Below are 16,276 nucleotides of genomic sequence, written 5' to 3' on the forward strand. Positions count from 1 at the left end.
GTTTCTATGCGTACAGATGACTGGGTAACCCGTTTACATGACCTCCGGCAGCGCGGCGAGCCTTGTGTGGTGGCGACGCTGGTTGATCAGCAGGGTTCAACGCCGCGTGATGCGGGCAGTAAAATGCTGATCACCGCCGGTGAGCTGTTTTATACCTTAGGCGGCGGAAACCTGGAGTTTCAGGTCACCGCCATTGCCCGCGAAATGCTGCAGCAGGGCGCGAAAACCAGCCGGTTAGAGCGTTTTTCGTTAGGAGCAAGGCTCGGGCAATGTTGCGGCGGCATGGCGACTGTTTTGCTCGAACCGCTCGGGCAGCCACAGCCGCATGTGGTGGTGTATGGCGCCGGACACGTGGGGCGTGCGCTGGTGAACATACTCAGTACATTGCCGTGCCGGATCACCTGGGTGGATGCGCGCGCCAGTGAGTTTCCTGTTCACGTTGACCCGCAGATTACCTGTGTGGTGGATGACGAACCGGAAGGCACCGTGGCGCAAATGCCCGCGGGCAGTTACTTCATGGTTTTGACGCACGATCATCAGCTGGACTTTGCCCTCAGTGAAAAGATTCTGAAACGCGGTGATTTCCGCTACTTCGGGCTGATTGGTTCTGAGACGAAGCGTAAACGCTTTGATTATCGTTTATCCGGCAAGGGGATTTCCGGCGAGCAACTGATGAGAATGCGTTGCCCGGTCGGCCTGCCGGATGTGCGGGGTAAACTCCCCGCTGAAATCGCAGTGGCGATAGCGGGGGAATTTATCGCGGCGTACGGGGCGCACAATCAGTCGGTTAACTGACAGACTTTTGTCCGGACCCGCTAAAGTCTAGCCGTGCAGTTTTTTGAATTCAAAAGTGCCGCCAAGCGCGACCGCGTAACGACTGACGGTATTAAGCGTCGGGGATGCGGCACCGTTTTCAAACCGGCTGATATTTTGTTTTTTCATGCCGGTGCGCCGCGCGATATCCTCCTGCGTCAGGGATTCCGCCAGCCGCGCCGCCTTGAGTTCGGCGACCATTTTTTTGTGCATCTTAAGTGCATAGTATGCCGCCGCGATTTCTGGATTTTTCAGTGCTTCAGCTTTCACCACACTGAAGGGGATCAGTTCATAGTCGTCGTCATTATCTTTCATGCTCATTCCTTTTGATGGTTTTCATGCGCTGTATTGACAGTTCTAAATCCTGATGCGGCGTTTTGGCGGTTTTCTTGTGCAAGATATGCACAATATAAATACGCCTGCCTTTCATAAAAAAGTAAAACGCTCTGCCCAGCCCATCGAGGCTGGTGACACGAAGTTCCCGTAGCCCTTTGCCTACATACCTGACCTCGGGATCCTGCAAAGCGGGGCCGTAAATTCCCAGCTCGTCTAAAGCCCCAAGCATTGCGGCATACAGCGTCGCGGGCAGTTTCGTGAGTTCCTTTTCCGCACTGTTAATGATGGTCACGTCGTACACAATGGCGTTCCTTGCGGTGGAGTATGATTACGTTTTGTGCAAAGTGGAAGTAATCATTTATGATTATTTTTAAACGGGAACGGGGTTCACATTCTTTCCCGCGCCCGACGCGTTGTGCCATCGCACACGCGCATCCTGTCGGGTATTCGCAGGAAATTCAGAAGGGCGATCTTTTCCTCCGCGATGTCTCGCAAAAAATAAACGACTGAAACATAAGACAAACCAAACCTTCTCAACCCGTTCATAAAACAGTCACAAAACCGCAGTAATTTGTTTTCTCATTGAACAGGCCATCGCTGCTTTGAGGAAAACACCGACGCATGTCTGCTATCCAGATTTCCCACCTGAGCAAATCCTTCGCCACACAACCGGTGCTTAACGATGTCTCCCTGCATATCCGGCCGGGGGAATTTGTGGCCGTTCTTGGCCCGTCGGGCTGCGGGAAAACCACGCTTCTACGCACCGTGGCCGGATTTGAACCGGTGAACAGCGGCACGATCACCGTGGGTGATCGTCTGTTTTCATCGCCTGAGGTGCATGTTCAGCCGGAGAAACGTGAGCTGGGCATCGTGTTTCAGAATTACGCGCTGTGGCCGCACATGTCTGTGGAAGAGAACGTGGCGTACAGCCTGAAAGTCGTGGGAATGGATCGCAATGAGCGGCGCGTTCGTACGCAGGAAGCACTGGCGCTGGTGGGATTAGGTGAATTTGCCACCCGGCGACCCTCAGATTTATCTGGCGGGCAGCGGCAGCGGGTAGCACTGGCGCGTTGTCTGGTGACACGGCCCGGCGTAGTGTTGCTCGATGAACCGCTGGCAAATCTGGATGTTCACCTGCGGGCCGCGATGGAAGAGGAATTCAGCCGCTTTCATCAACATACCGGCGCGACGCTGTTGTATATCACCCATGACCAGCAGGAAGCGATGTCGCTGGCGGATCGCGTGGTGGTGATGAACGAAGGGCGCGTGATGCAGTTTGCCACGCCCCAGGTTTTGTACCGCGAACCGGCCAATGAAATGGTCGCCACGTTTATCGATGACGGGCGCGTCATTCCGGTGACGGATGTTCAGCCGGACGGTAATGGCCACGTACAGGCGGCGGTTTTCGGCACCCGCGTCAGGCTGCGTGCGGCAGTTTCACAGCCTTCCGTGGCGAAGGCACAGGCGTGTGTTCACGCAGCGGATTTACGTTTTGCCGAACCCGGCGAAGTGGGGATCACGGCCAGAGTCTCCCGGCGGATTTATCGTGGCGGTTACTGCCAGACAGACATCACTCCGCACGCCGCGCCGGAACTCAGATTATCCCTTCATTCTAAAAAAGAGTTCCAGCCGGGTGACAGCGTCACTTTTATCATCGGTGACGGCTGGGTACTTCCTCAATGATCCATTCTTAATTCACTCATTTTTATAACTATTTATTCTCAAAAGGACAGGGCTATGCACATTTCTAACACCATCAGATTGAGTTTATGCGCGCTGTCACTGGCCTCCGTGCTGGTGACTTCTGCGAATGCAGCGGAAACGGCATCAGGCAAACTGGTGATTTATACTTCTCAGGCACCGGAAATCGCACAACAGACGGTTGATGCCTTTAAAGCGGCGTATCCGGATGTTCAGGTGGAATGGACGCGTAACGGCACCACGCAACTGATGAATGTGTTGCAGACCGAAATGATGGCCGGTGATGTGAAAGCCGATGTGCTGCTGGTGGCGGATTCCATCAATCTGGGCGCGCTGAAAAAAGACGGCAAGCTGATGGCGTATCCTGATGCGCCGGTCAGTCATATCAGCCCGGATTTCTACGATAAAGATAAGACCTGGTTCGGCACTAAAATCATCGCTACGGTTATTGCTTACAACACGAAAAATGCCAAACCGGTCGACAGCTGGATGGCACTGACCGACCCGCAGAACAAAGGTCAGGTCGCGGTGCCCAGCCCGTTGTATTCCGGTGCGGCGCTGTATCACCTGCACACGGCCATTAACACGCCGGATATTGGCTGGGCGTTTTATCAGAAACTGGCAGCGAACGGGATTACGCCGGAAGGCGGAAATGGCCCGGCGCTGAAAGCCGTTGCTAGCGGCATGGCGAAATACGGCGTGATCACCGATGCCGATATTATCCGCGCGAAGAAACAGGGTTCACCGATTGATCTGGTGTATCCGAAAGAAGGCGCATCCTTTGTGACGGAACCGGTGGCGATCCTCGCCGGGGCGCATAACGTTCCGGCAGCCAAAGCCTTTGTTAATTTCATGCTCTCGCCGCAAGGGCAGCAACTTGTGGCAAAACAGGGTAACCGTCCGATTGATGCCAGCGTGCCGGCACCGGACGGTTTTGCGCCAGCGGATTCTATCAAACTGCTGACGCTCGACTCAGATAAAGCCGTGGCCGACGATAAGCAAGTCCGTGCGAAATTCACGGAAATCTTCGGCGGCTGATTTCTGAAGGGAAAGGCAAATGAGCGTGATGCGCGAAATTCAGCGCCGGACGGTGGCAGCACGCAGGCGTTTCTGGCCGGGCAGCGAGAAGGTCGTGCTCTGGGGGCTGACGCTGCTGATTGGCATTTTGTCAGTCGCACCGCTGGCGCGGCTGGTGTGGGCGGCGGTGGCACCGGAGGGTATGCCGGATCTCTCGCGGTTCAGCCATCTGCTGGGCACACGACGGGTGCTGACTGCCACGCTTAATACGCTGTCGATAGCCATTGTCTCGACGCTGCTGGCGATATTGCTCGGTACCGTGGCGGCGTTGCTGATTGCGTTAACCAATCTGCGCGGCAAGCAGGCATGGGTTTTCACGTTCATCCTGCCGCTGATGATCCCTCCGCAGGTGACGGCGCTGGCGTGGGTTCAGGCGCTTTCACCGTCCAGCCCGGTTTTGCAGTTCTTTGGACTGAGCCTGCCGCCGGGTTCGCCTTCGCCGTTATATTCGATGAGCGGCATCATTATTTTGCTCGGGTTACATAATGCGCCGCTGGTGTTTCTGATGGTGCGCGCGGGGCTGCGCCGTTTGCCCGCAGATCTGGTTGAAGCCGCGCGGGCTGGCGGGGCGCAGCCGTGGCGGGTGCTGCTTACGATCATATTGCCGCTGGTGCGTCCGGCGATTTTTGCCGGTGCGGCGCTGTCGTTTGTCACCGCGGCGGGAAATTTCGGTATTCAGGCCATGCTGGGTATTCCCGGGCGCGTGCCTACGCTGATCACGCTGGTTTATCAACAACTCAACAGCATCGGGGCGTCGGCGCTGGCGGATATGGCGGTGCTGTCTTTACTGATTGCCGCGATTACGCTGGCCGGCCTGATGCTCAGCCGGTGGCTGGGCGGGCGGCAGGATGTGCGCGTAACCGGCACACCGCGATCTTTGCATCAGCCGCTCGGACGTTGGCGTTTGCCCGTTGAGATCACCGTCTGGCTCTGGATGGTTCTGACCCTGTTGCTGCCGCTTTCCGCGCTGCTGACGACCTCTCTGACACAAGGATTTGGGCAGGAATTGACGTTCAACAGCCTGACGCTGAGTCATTACGCCAATGCGCTGTTCGGGTATCCGGCCATCCGGCAGGCATTCTTCACCAGTCTGGGGCTGACGCTGCTCACGGCGGTGATCCTGACCGTGACCTCGCTGTTTCTGGCCTATTTCCTCAGCTGGCAGCGCACGCGGCTGGTGCGTGTGTTGCAGTTATCCACGGAACTGGCCTATGCCTTGCCGGGAATTGTGACGGGCATCGCGGCCATTCTGTTTTTCCTTAAACCACTGCCGCTGATCCACGTCAGTCTGTATGGCACCGTATGGATTATTCTCGCGGCTTATCTTTCCAATTTTATGGCGCTGGTATTGCGGCCTACGATGGCGGGGTTTGCGCAAATCGAACGTTCGCTTGATGAGGCGGCACAAATCTTTGGTGCCGGATTCCTCCGGCGGATGCGCGACATTCTGATGCCGCTGGCGGCACCGTCGGCAATGGCGGGCACGATTCTGGTGTTCCTGACGGCGCTGAATGAAATTCAGGTGTCGATTCTGCTGGTGACGTCCGGCACACAAACGCTCGGCCCGATGATTGTGTTCCTCGACGAAGGCGGTTCTTCAACGCTGGCCGCTGCTGTCGGGTGCCTGATGATTGGCGTGGTGCTGATCCTGATGTTGCTGGCGTCGTTGTTTTCCCGACGTTTGCCGGAAGGTGTGTTGCCGTGGCAGGTATGAATTAAGGGTAAGAATTTCGGGAATGCGTGCGGGAATGATCATTATGATGAATAATACGTGCCGTTTTGTTGCGGGTTTGTGCATGATTCACCACTGGACTCCATTTACTAATGACGGGAGTTGACGGCTGGTGATATTTTGCACGAAAAACTGCCATAAAGAGGCCATTTAGCATTCCATGAGTAATCAATTTACAACCGCCAAGCAGCTGGAAGTTCAGCGCATTGTCGACGTTCTATCCAAGGCTATTGCTCAGCAGCGTCTGCGTCCCGGCACACGTCTGGTCGAGTCGCAGCTGGTTGAAGCCCTCAACGCCAACCGTAACCACGTTCAGGTCGCGTTACAGCGTCTGTCTATGCAGCGCATTGTCACTATCGAACCTAACCGTGGGGCGATGGTGTCGCAGCCCACGGCGAAAGAAGCGCGTGAAGTATTTATTGCCCGTCGCGCGATTGAACGCGCGATTGTTGAAGGCATCGCACCGGCGTGTATCCGGAAGAACCTGCAACGTATTCAGACGCATATGAACGGCGAACGCGAAGCGGCGAAATCCGGAGATCGCCGTGTCATTGTGCGTGAACTCAGTGAATTTCATCTGATCCTCGGGGAACTCTCGTGTAACAGCGTGCTGAGTGAAATTTTGTCGAATCTGATGGTGCGCAGTTCCCTGATTGTGGCGCTCTATCAGCGGGGCGACGCGTCCTCCTGCCAGTGTGACGAACATCAGGCGATTATTGATGCGCTGGAAAAGGGCGATAATGCTCAGGCCGTGCAACTGATGCAGGAACATCTGAACGAGCTCGAAAGGGTTCTGGATCTGGGCGATGAAGCGGCAGGGGAAATCAATCTGCGTCAGGCACTGTCGGATTTGTAAGTATGATAAAGCCGGAATAAAAATGCGCCCGCCGCAGTTTTGCCGTCGGGCTCTGTCAGGGCTACGAAGATTTCAGTGACCGCAACTGCGCGCGGTCATTGTAGAAACGCTGATACGCCAGATAACCGGCAATAATCGTCGATAAACTGGCGGTTGCCAGCAGCATAAACGTCACCATAATCTGATATTTAATCGCCTTCACCGGGTCGATCCCCGCAAAAATCAGGCCGGACATCATGCCCGGCAAACTCACGATCCCCACCGTTTTCGCTGCATCAATTGTCGGGATCATCGCCGCCCGAATACTGTCACGAATAATCTTCCCGGAAGCGATTTTTGTCGGCGCGCCCAGACTCAGCATTTCGAGGATTTTCTGCTGATTGTCGACAAAACGCTGATTCAGATTGCTGTAACACAAACCGACCGCCACCATCGCATTCCCCGCAATCATCCCTGAAATCGGGATCACCTGCATCGGCAGGAACTCAATCGATCCGCTGAGGATCAGAATGGTTAACGTCAGCGCCGTGCCGACCGTAATGGCGATAAAAGAAATGACGAAACCGTTATCGATATTCTTGCTGCGTTTTTTCGCATTCAGCGCGGCATTGACGCAGATAAACAGCACCATCAGCACGGTTAACAGACCGTTATTGATATCGAAAATGTATTTCAGGACGTAGCCGACAATGACCAGCTGGACGATGGCGCGCGCCACGCTCCAGATGATGTCTTTTTCCAGCCCGAGTTTTTCTTTCTTGCTGACCAGCAGGGCGACAACCACCAGAATCAACGCCAGAGCCAGTGACTGATCGGTAATATTATGCTGATTCATGAGCCGTGCTTCCTTGCGGGTGGCGGGTCAGGGTGATGACGTGTTTGGCGTGACGGATTTCATTGAGATCATGACTGACCCACAACACGGCCAGCTCTTTTTCGGCGACCAGGCTGGCAATAATGTCATTGATATTGAGCTCTTTTTCGGCGACCAGGCTGGCAATAATGTCATTGATATTGAGCTTATTTTCTTCGTCCAGCGCGCTGGTGATTTCATCGAGCAGCAGCACATCGGGCATAAACTGCAAATTACGCAGCAGGGCGACGCGCTGTTTCTCGCCGCCGGACAGTTCCTGAATGCTTTTCGTCAGCATCCCTTCGTCCAGATTCACTCTGGTCAGCCAGGCGCGTAACTGTGTTTCATCCACTTTTTTATGGCGGATCTGGTAAGGCAACGCGAGGTTGTCGTAGACCGTTTCGCCAAACAGTGACGGTGTCTGGAAGCAATAGGAAACCCGCTGGCGATACGTTTCAGGCTTAATCCGGCTGATGTCTTCGCCTTTAAAATACAGGCTGCCACCGGTCGGGGTTTGCAGTGAAGCGATGATTTTCAGCAACGTACTTTTCCCGCTGCCGGACGGGCCGGTCAGCAGGGTAAATTCACCGGGATTCAGGGTTAATGAAACGGGCTCAAGGAGCGGAACATTATTGAGGGTGAACGAAACATCGTCCAGCCGGAGGAGGTCAGTAGGAGTGGTCACGCCTGAAAATCCTTTGGTAACGGGAGGGTGTTTTACTCCTTCTCCTCTCACGAGGGAAGGTTGGGATGGGGTGTGGGTTAACGCAGGCCAGAAGGTGTCGTGTGTAAAACCCCCTCCCATCCTCCCCTTCGCAGGGGGAGGAGTAAAGAATATTACTGAGCCGGAACGGGCGCTGGCGCTACCGGAGATTCCTGTTCAGGCGTTGGTGCTGGCGCGGCTGGCCCGCCCAGAATACCGAACAGACCGGCGAATTCCTGCAACGTCATTTTCTGGCCATTCAGGTCAACCTGATTGTTCGCGTAATGGAAGCTGCTGGTGATGGTGTCATCTTTCACGGTGGTCAGTTTGAACATCTGACCCATCGCGGCCAGACCCTGAACCTGCTGCTGAGCCAGTTTCGCGGCGTCATCGGCGCTGTAGCCTTCGAGCTGCGCAACCTGTGTGGTGACCTGAGTTGCCATCGGCAGTGGAATGTTCAGTGTGGCATCGACCTTATTCACCAACTGAGACAACATCTGGTCTTGCGATTGTGCAGGTGCTGCTGCCGGATCTTTCAGATCCAATTGCAGGGTGAAGGTGCTTTCGCCTTTGCTGTTTTTCCAGCTCAGCGGGGCAATGCTGATGCTTGGGTTGCCTTTGAGCAGCATCGGCAAGCCGGCCAGGAGTAAATCGGCGGCCTGTTGCTGATACGCCGCAGGATCCAGATCACTCTGACGCATCAACAGTTCACGAGATTGCTGATTGTACTTGTCGGCAAACTCTTTGAGCGCGACGCCGTCCAGTTTTTCCAGTTTCAGTGTCAGTTTGGCAGAACCGAAATCAGCCCCCTGAATTTTCAGCGCATCGATGGTGTAATCCTGCTGACCATTGATGTTATTGCCGTTTTCAGCGAATTTGCTCACCAGCTTGAAATTGTCCAGTGAACCGGCGTCTTTGCCCTCAATGTTGACCAGGATCTGTTTCACTGACAGGTTTTGATCACCCACGCCGACCTGGAATTTACCCTGGTGCGTGTCGCTGTCCATACTGAAACCGGCCAGCGTCACTTTCTCAAGCTGCCCCCACTGGTTTTTTGACGTCAGCGCAACACTGTCGGTATTGGCCTTGAGTTTCATCGCGGTCAGGTCTTTATCGACATCAACATTGATTGTACCGCCGGAGAATTGCAGCTGACTTTCGTCTTTCTGGTAAGTCACCGGAATGATATCGATGGCAGAAGCGCTGGCGCCGCTGTACGACAGACGTGTGTCAGCCGTGATCAGCGATTTACCCTTGGTGACGTCAAACAGGCCTTTCAGCGTCGGGGTGTTTTGCAGTTCGGAGTGAACGGAAGCCATGCTTGGGATCAGATTGAATTTCTTCAACTGCGCGGCAGGGAACGGGCCGTGATCGATGGTTTCGATAAAGGCAATTTCATCACCGGTTTTCAACACGCTGGTCCCGGCCGTGGCAGCCGCCGCATCAGGTTGCAAAACAAGACGTAAATTACTGCTGAACAGCCCGCGATGATAATCCTGATAACTGACTTTCAGACCGGCTTTGGGATACGCACTTTGCAACTGGCTGTTGGCCGCTGCAACCTGCTCATCCAGATGTTGTTCGATAAGTTTACCCGTATACCACGAGACGCCTGTCCAGGCCGCGCCAAGGACGACAATGACGCTTACAGCGACTATCGACTTCTTCATATCTCTGTTTATCCTTATGAAATATCCCGAAAATAAAAAACGCCTTACGGCGTTAATAGTCTACTGAGTGTAGCTGAATCTGCAGAAAAATCATCAAATTGGGGCACGCAGCCCCAATTTGTTTCATCTTCGTTTCATCTCACCTTACTTGCTCAGGGTATTGAAGACCCGCGCAATGCGACCGCTACCGCTGACAGTCACCGGCGATTCGCTGGCGGCCAGGTAACAGGATTCACCCGGCGACAGTGTCAGCGTTTCACCCTGTTTTGACAGCACGCTCTGGCCTTCGATACAGAAGACGATCGCGGCACTGTCTTGTTCCAGCGTTTGCGGTTCAGCGGCAAGCGAATGAATTGAGAAGGCAAAATCTTCGACAGGAATCGGGAAGTTGAGTTCCGCGCCTTTTTGCACCGGCGTGGTCAGCAATTCATTGGCAGGCTTGGCGTTGAATTTCAGGTTTGCCAGCAGCTCAGGAATATCGATATATTTCGGGGTCAGACCGGCGCGCAGCACGTTGTCAGAGTTTGCCATCACTTCCAGCGAAACCCCTTTCAGATAAGCGTGTGGCGTTTCGGCATACAAGAACATGCCTTCGCCCGGTTGCAGCGTAATCACATTCAGCAGCAGCGGGGAGAAGAGGCCGGTATCGTCCGGATAAAATTCAGAAATACTGCGAACGGTATCCCACGGCTCGCCGTGTTGCTCACGAAGTACGGATTTCAGCACGTCCAGCGCACGGGATTTGTCTTCACCTTCCAGGCTCAGCAGCCCGGCGAAAAGGGTGCGCAGATGTTCGACGTCCGGGAAATTCAGGAAGCTGGCAATCAGCTGATGCGCACCGGCAACGGGTTGCAGCAAAGAAACAATGTCGCGCAGTTCACGGAAACCGTTCATCGCCTGGAAAGGCGTCAGGGCGTAAACCAGCTCAGGTTTGTGGTTTGGATCTTTATAGTTACGCTCGGCGGCGTCCAGTGGAATACCTGCCGCATTTTCTTTCGCGAAACCAATCTCGGCGGCACCTTTACTCGGGTGAACCTGAATGGAGAGCGGCTGGTCGGCACACAGGACTTTAAACAGGAAAGGCAACTCGCCGAAACGTTTGGCGACTTTTTTACCCAACTGGCCATCAAGGTCAGCGCTGATTTGGTCACGCAGGGAAAGGGGGTGACCTTGTACATTCCCGACTTGAGAACTGCTTTTCGGGTGGGCACCCATCCACAGCTCAGCCATCGGACGTCCTTGCGGATCGGTGATCCCATAAAGTTGGGTCAGCGCGTCTTTACTGCCCCAGGCGTAATTCTGTACACCGTTATGCATCTTTTGCATTGCTTCATCCTGAATAGAAAAGTTCTGGGCATAGTAAACAATGACAAAGCGGGCTTTACAACCACGATGCCTCAAAAAGTGCTGTCAGAGCGAAAACTCGGAATCGGGATCGATTCGAATTATACGTCTGCCTTATATGACACTATAATCGAGTGATTGTCAGTGAATGCGTGGGACCGCATCCGGCACTCAAAACCCTGCAAAAAAAGCATAATTATCATTCGAACTTATGTTTCGAAAAACCACGCTAAGGAGACTGTAATGGCAGCGACTCGCATTGAAAAAGACTCAATGGGGCCTATCGACGTTCCGGCAGATAAGCTTTGGGGCGCACAGACGCAACGTTCGCTTGAGCACTTTCGTATTTCCTCGGAAAAAATGCCGGTGGCCCTGATCCACGCGCTGGCACAGACAAAACGTGCAGCGGCCAGTGTCAATATTGATCTGGGGTTATTACCCGCAGAGCGAGGTAACGCCATCATCGCCGCCGCAGACGAAGTGCTGGCCGACAAACACACCACAGAATTCCCGCTTTCCATCTGGCAGACCGGTTCCGGTACCCAGACCAACATGAATATGAATGAAGTGCTTGCCAACCGGGCGAGTGAAATCCTCGGTGGCGAGCGCGGCGAAGAGCGAAAAGTCCATCCGAACGATGACGTGAATAAAAGCCAAAGCTCGAACGATGTCTTCCCGACCGCAATGCATGTAGCGGCGGTGATTGAACTGCGCGAAAAGCTGATCCCTGAACTGAACGTGTTGCACAAAACCCTTCAGGCAAAAGCCGAAGCGTTTCGCGATATCGTCAAAATTGGCCGTACACACCTTCAGGATGCCACGCCGCTGACGCTGGGCCAGGAGATTTCCGGCTGGGTAGCGATGCTGGAGCATAATCTCAGGCATATCGAAAACAGTATTCCGCACATCGCCGAACTGGCGCTGGGCGGCACCGCAGTCGGTACCGGTCTGAATACGCATCCGGAATACGCCGTTCGCGTGGCGAAAGCGCTGGCCGAACTGACCAGACAACCGTTTGTGACGTCACCGAATAAATTTGAGGCGCTGGCCACGTGTGATGCGCTGGTTCACGGGCATGGCGCGCTGAAAGGTCTGGCCGCGTCGTTGATGAAAATTGCCAACGATGTGCGCTGGTTGTCTTCCGGCCCGCGTTGCGGCATCGGCGAGATTTCCATTCCGGAAAACGAACCGGGCAGCTCCATCATGCCGGGCAAAGTGAACCCGACGCAGTGTGAAGCGATGACCATGCTGTGCGCACAGGTGCTGGGCAACGATGTGGCGGTGAATATCGGCGGCGCTTCCGGTAACTTCGAACTGAACGTGTTCCGCCCGCTGGTGATCCACAACTTCCTGCAATCAGTTCGTCTACTGACAGACGGGCTGCGCGGATTTAACGAGCATTGCGCGGTGGGCATCGAGCCAAACCGTGACCGTATTTCGCAGTTGCTCAACGAATCACTGATGCTGGTGACGGCGCTGAATACGCATATTGGTTATGACAAAGCGGCAGAAATTGCCAAGAAAGCCCACCACGAAGGCCTGAGCCTAAAAGGCTCAGCCCTGAAACTCGGTTATCTTACGGAAGAGCAGTTTGATGAGTGGGTGCGTCCGGAAGACATGGTGGGCAGCATGAAGCGCTGATCGTTTCCGGTTAAATGTGAGAACGCAAAATGAGTTCCGGAAATCCGGACCTTTTTTGTGCGCCGCGTTTTATAAAGGATAGTCGGTGTATAAATGAAGACGTCTGATCAGCAGGCTGAGCGGCTGTGATTTCGGTTTATATTTATGTTTCACCGATGCAGCATCGTAATCCTGTAACTCGCCCAGTTTCGGCACCTGCATCATCGGCGAGCGCAGACACAGCGCAATCAGCGGCAGCGGGCAGGGATGTTGCACCTGTTTCTGGCTGTTCCGGTACCAGACGCGCGCAATCGGCTGGACTTTCACGGGACGTTTAAATTTCAGCGCCGCATGTTCCGGCAGGCGCTTAACGTCGTTCATCTCGCGGTTAATATTTTCCATCCACTGTTCACGGGTGTAGGGTGAAACCGCACGGCCGGCATTCAGGCTTTTTTCCAGCTGAGCCAGTACTTCATCACGCGTGACGTTTTTGATGATGTGTTTATTCGCCCAGCCAAACCGCACGGAATCCGGGTCATTCAGAAAGTTGACCGAGCGGTAAGCGTTCAATGTAATCAGCCCGCGCAGATGAGTATGAACGAATTCGAAGCGCTGCTCGCGGGCCAGACCTGATTCCACAGTCACAATATTCTCCAGCTCGGCCTTTAATTTGTTCACTTCTTCAATCAGCAGCAGGGCTGACTGATGCTCGGCTGCATCCACCGCGTAACACAACACGCCGGGCAGGCGGACGGCAGATTTACTGCTGACATTCTCGTTATTGTGATGAATAAACAGACGCTGAAAATGCTGTAACGCCATCTGCTGAGCGGCTTCACCGGTAAAAGGGGTCACCTGGATTTTATCCGCAGGATTATGCTCTTCGCCCTTGGCTATCTCCGGCAATGCAAACACTCTTGCCTGCAATAATTCCAGTTGATTCAGGAAATTACCCAGGTCGTGCAACGCCAGTTCCAGTTCGTTAAAACAACCGTTCATCCGGGCAATTAAATCATAATCTGCCATAAACCCTCCAGTTAGTTACAACATACAGTTTATGACATAATTCAAAACCGTGCACACCTGACCTTCAGTTTTTTTATCAATACCGGGATTAATACCGTTTAGCAGGGTAAAAGGGCGGCTGTTTAAACCTACGTGGCTTTATCGTAAGCTTGTTCATCACATGATCAGAAGGGCTGCCATGAACTCTGAATTTCCTGATGACTTACCGCGTTGTCCTTGGGGCGATAACGACCCGATGATGCGCAATTACCACGATCGCGAATGGGGAAAGCCGGTTCGCGACAGCCGTGCCTTATGGGAAAAGCTGATGCTGGATGGTTTTCAGGCGGGCTTATCATGGCGGATCGTACTGAAAAAACGCGATGCTTTGCGGCAGGCATTTTACCATTTTGACCCGCAAAAAGTGGCTGAATTCACTGAAGAAGATATCGAAAGGTTGGTGAATGACGCCGCCATTATTCGCTCGCGCAGCAAGATCACCGCAGTGATTAAAAATGCCCGCGCGTATCTGGTCATGCAGGCGTCAGGCGAAGAATTTGGTGAGTGGATTTGGGCGCAAATCGGAGGGAAGGCCATTCAGCATACCGGCCCGGTTCCCACAAAAGATGCGCTGTCAGAACGGATTTCGAAAGACCTGAAGAAGAGGGGATTTACCTTTGTCGGCCCGACGATTGTCTACGCCTGGCTGGAAGCGACAGGCCTGATCAATACCCATCATCCTGACTGTTTTCGTCGCGCTCAGGTCGTGGCAGAAGGTTGATTATTATGTGTAAGTTTCATCGGCTGTGGTGTTTTTGATATTGTGACGGTGTCACGGAAAACTTCCTGACAAACGCCCGTCGCAGGATATCAACGCTGGAAAATCCGCATTCCGCCGCGATTTGTTTCACCGCCAGCTCGCCAGTTTCCAGCAGCTGACGCGCGTGAAATACACGCTGCTGTTCGAGCCATTCGGCCGGTGACTGATTCAGTTCCTGATTGAATAAACGGGTAATGTGCCGGGCGCTAATCCCCATATGCCTGGCGAGACTTTGCACGTTATGCGGCTGATCCAGAGAATTCAGCACCCAGCGCTGAACGTCCTGCAAAGCAGAGCGCCCGCTCACCGAAGCCTGGCCGTGGCGGCTGAACTGCAACTGACCGCCGGGACGTTTAAAGAACATCACCAGTTGGGCGGCGACGTCCAGCGCCGTTTCCCGTCCGAGATCTTCTTCCACCATATTCAATGCCAAATCCAGCCCGGACGTCACACCAGCCGCAGTGCGTAGTTCGGCATCGGCAATAAAAATGGCGTCAGCTTCTACGGTCACCTGCGGATATTCCTGATGAAGTCGTTCCGCGACACTCCAGTGTGTGGTGACACGACGTCCGTTGATTAATCCAGCCGCCGCAAGCAGCATCGCACCGCTGCAAACCGAGCCAAAACGCTGCGCGTGATGACTCCAGCGGCAAATATTTTCATGCAGCTTTTCGTCCGTCATGAAGGTGTCCAGCACCGGCGCACCGGCAACCAGAAAGGTATCCAGCGCGTCAGGAAGCGGGGCGTCGAGGGTCAGATCGGCCAGCATACGTGCACCGGAAGACGAAACAATAACCGGATCGGCCACGGCCATCACGCTGAGTTTATACACCTCACGCCCGCGTTGCTGATTTGCCTCGGCAAAAACGTCCAGCGGGCCGGAGACATCCAGCAACTGAACGCCGGGCACCGCCAGAATGATGATGTGTTTGGGCATGAGATGATTTCCTGTCGCAGAATACGGTTATGTCTGTAATCGTCATATTACGACGATTGATGACATCCATGGTGAAGCTTATTCTGGACTCATTCAACCCCACCGGAGAAATATTATGAGTCTGAACATTCAGGGCATCCGCATTCCCGACAGCAAAATGGCACGCGAAGCCACCGAACTGGTCCGCGATACAGAAACCGATTTACTGTTCCATCATTCCAGCCGCGTGTATTACTGGGCGGCGCTTGCCGGTCAGCAACGTCAGTTGAAAGTCGATCACGAGCTGCTCTACATCGGCTGCATGTTCCACGACATGGGGCTGACCCACGAAAATTGTAGCTGTGATAAACGGTTTGAAGTGGACGGCGCAAACTCAGCGCGAAAATTTATGCAACAACACGGCGTCAGCACGCAGGATATTGATAAAGTCTGGACGGCGATTGCCTTGCACACTACGCCGGGAATTCCTGAATTTATGGATCCGGTCATTGCGCTGGTGACAGCGGGTGTGGAAATGGACGTTCTCGGGATTAATTATCAGGGATACGATGACGATGTTCGAAATGCGGTTGTGGATACGCATCCGCGGACACCGGCATTTAAAGAAGACATCATTCAGGCATTTTATGATGGCATCAAAAACAGACCGCAAACCACATTTGGCAACGTGAAAGCGGACGTCATCGCCGACAAAGAACCCGATTTTATCAGAGGCAATTTCTGTTCGGTGATCCGCGGAACCCGCTGGCAGGGGTAAGAAGAAAAGGGCGCACGGGTGAAAATGCCGGTGCGTTTTCCTGTCATATAAA

Annotated in this window: 16 protein-coding genes; 8 read left to right on the forward strand and 8 right to left on the reverse strand. The window is 54.0% G+C overall.

The genetic code is table 11. From position 1 onward, the window contains the following. Positions 1-6 precede the first annotated feature (6 nt). Complete coding sequence (gene xdhC, locus ACM5QY_RS15620) at positions 7-795, forward strand: xanthine dehydrogenase accessory protein XdhC (RefSeq protein ID WP_416121660.1); 789 nt, start codon at positions 7-9, stop codon at positions 793-795. A 27-nt stretch (positions 796-822) separates the two neighbouring features. Here the strand turns inward: xdhC and ACM5QY_RS15625 are convergent, their stop codons facing one another. Continuing rightward, on the reverse strand, positions 823-1,128 hold the full coding sequence (locus ACM5QY_RS15625) for a helix-turn-helix transcriptional regulator (protein WP_195823369.1): 306 nt from the start codon (positions 1,126-1,128) through the stop codon (positions 823-825). Further along, positions 1,118-1,450, reverse strand: coding sequence for a type II toxin-antitoxin system RelE/ParE family toxin (locus ACM5QY_RS15630; protein WP_416121661.1), 333 nt, complete (start codon positions 1,448-1,450; stop codon positions 1,118-1,120). Before ACM5QY_RS15630 ends, ACM5QY_RS15625 begins: the two co-directional genes overlap by 11 nt. A 320-nt stretch (positions 1,451-1,770) precedes the next feature. On the opposite strand from ACM5QY_RS15630, the gene ACM5QY_RS15635 reads away from it, so the two are divergent. The 4 genes from ACM5QY_RS15635 (at position 1,771) to ACM5QY_RS15650 (ending at position 6,515) form a co-directional block, all read left to right on the forward strand. After that, positions 1,771-2,832, forward strand: a complete 1,062-nt coding sequence (locus ACM5QY_RS15635) for an ABC transporter ATP-binding protein (RefSeq protein WP_416121662.1) — start codon at positions 1,771-1,773, stop codon at positions 2,830-2,832. Positions 2,833-2,886: 54 nt separating this feature from the next. Beyond that, complete coding sequence (locus tag ACM5QY_RS15640) at positions 2,887-3,888, forward strand: ABC transporter substrate-binding protein (RefSeq protein WP_416121663.1); 1,002 nt, start codon at positions 2,887-2,889, stop codon at positions 3,886-3,888. A gap of 19 nt (positions 3,889-3,907) precedes the next feature. Next, positions 3,908-5,641 (forward strand): ABC transporter permease, encoded by a 1,734-nt coding sequence (locus tag ACM5QY_RS15645; protein ID WP_416121664.1) that lies wholly within the window; start codon positions 3,908-3,910, stop codon positions 5,639-5,641. Positions 5,642-5,819: 178 nt separating this feature from the next. Continuing rightward, a complete protein-coding gene (locus ACM5QY_RS15650; protein ID WP_416121665.1) occupies positions 5,820-6,515 on the forward strand; it encodes a GntR family transcriptional regulator in 696 nt (231 codons plus the stop codon). A gap of 61 nt (positions 6,516-6,576) precedes the next feature. Here the strand turns inward: ACM5QY_RS15650 and fetB are convergent, their stop codons facing one another. The 4 genes from fetB to manA form a co-directional block, all read right to left on the reverse strand. Further along, entirely contained in the window at positions 6,577-7,350 is a 774-nt protein-coding gene (gene fetB / locus ACM5QY_RS15655) for an iron efflux ABC transporter permease subunit FetB (RefSeq protein WP_416121666.1), read from the reverse strand. Continuing rightward, positions 7,337-8,053: an iron efflux ABC transporter ATP-binding subunit FetA gene (fetA, locus tag ACM5QY_RS15660; RefSeq protein ID WP_416121667.1), complete on the reverse strand. Its 717-nt coding sequence runs from the start codon at positions 8,051-8,053 to the stop codon at positions 7,337-7,339. The genes fetB and fetA overlap by 14 nt, the downstream gene beginning before the upstream one ends. 152 nt (positions 8,054-8,205) lie before the next feature. Continuing rightward, positions 8,206-9,741 (reverse strand): YdgA family protein, encoded by a 1,536-nt coding sequence (locus ACM5QY_RS15665; protein ID WP_416121668.1) that lies wholly within the window; start codon positions 9,739-9,741, stop codon positions 8,206-8,208. Positions 9,742-9,885: 144 nt separating this feature from the next. After that, positions 9,886-11,067 (reverse strand): mannose-6-phosphate isomerase, encoded by a 1,182-nt coding sequence (gene manA, locus ACM5QY_RS15670; protein ID WP_416121669.1) that lies wholly within the window; start codon positions 11,065-11,067, stop codon positions 9,886-9,888. Between the two features lie 261 nt (positions 11,068-11,328). Here manA and fumC point away from each other — a divergent pair, with 261 nt between their 5' ends. Next, positions 11,329-12,726 carry a class II fumarate hydratase gene (fumC, locus tag ACM5QY_RS15675; protein ID WP_416121670.1) on the forward strand — a complete coding sequence of 466 codons (1,398 nt, stop codon included), beginning with the start codon at positions 11,329-11,331 and terminating at the stop codon, positions 12,724-12,726. Between the two features lie 69 nt (positions 12,727-12,795). Here the strand turns inward: fumC and tus are convergent, their stop codons facing one another. Further along, positions 12,796-13,731: a DNA replication terminus site-binding protein gene (tus, locus tag ACM5QY_RS15680; protein ID WP_416121671.1), complete on the reverse strand. Its 936-nt coding sequence runs from the start codon at positions 13,729-13,731 to the stop codon at positions 12,796-12,798. 178 nt (positions 13,732-13,909) lie between these two features. Between tus and ACM5QY_RS15685 the strand changes: the two genes are divergently transcribed. Then, entirely contained in the window at positions 13,910-14,491 is a 582-nt protein-coding gene (locus tag ACM5QY_RS15685; protein WP_416121672.1) for a DNA-3-methyladenine glycosylase I, read from the forward strand. Between the two features lie 16 nt (positions 14,492-14,507). On the opposite strand, the gene ACM5QY_RS15690 is transcribed toward ACM5QY_RS15685, so the two are convergent. After that, positions 14,508-15,467, reverse strand: coding sequence for a GlxA family transcriptional regulator (locus ACM5QY_RS15690; RefSeq protein ID WP_416121673.1), 960 nt, complete (start codon positions 15,465-15,467; stop codon positions 14,508-14,510). A 115-nt stretch (positions 15,468-15,582) separates the two neighbouring features. Here ACM5QY_RS15690 and ACM5QY_RS15695 point away from each other — a divergent pair, with 115 nt between their 5' ends. Then, positions 15,583-16,224, forward strand: a complete 642-nt coding sequence (locus ACM5QY_RS15695; RefSeq protein WP_416121674.1) for an HD domain-containing protein — start codon at positions 15,583-15,585, stop codon at positions 16,222-16,224. Positions 16,225-16,276: the final 52 nt, after the last annotated feature.

The organism is Rahnella sp. PCH160, from assembly GCF_047784855.1.
Classification (GTDB): Bacteria; Pseudomonadota; Gammaproteobacteria; order Enterobacterales; family Enterobacteriaceae; genus Rahnella.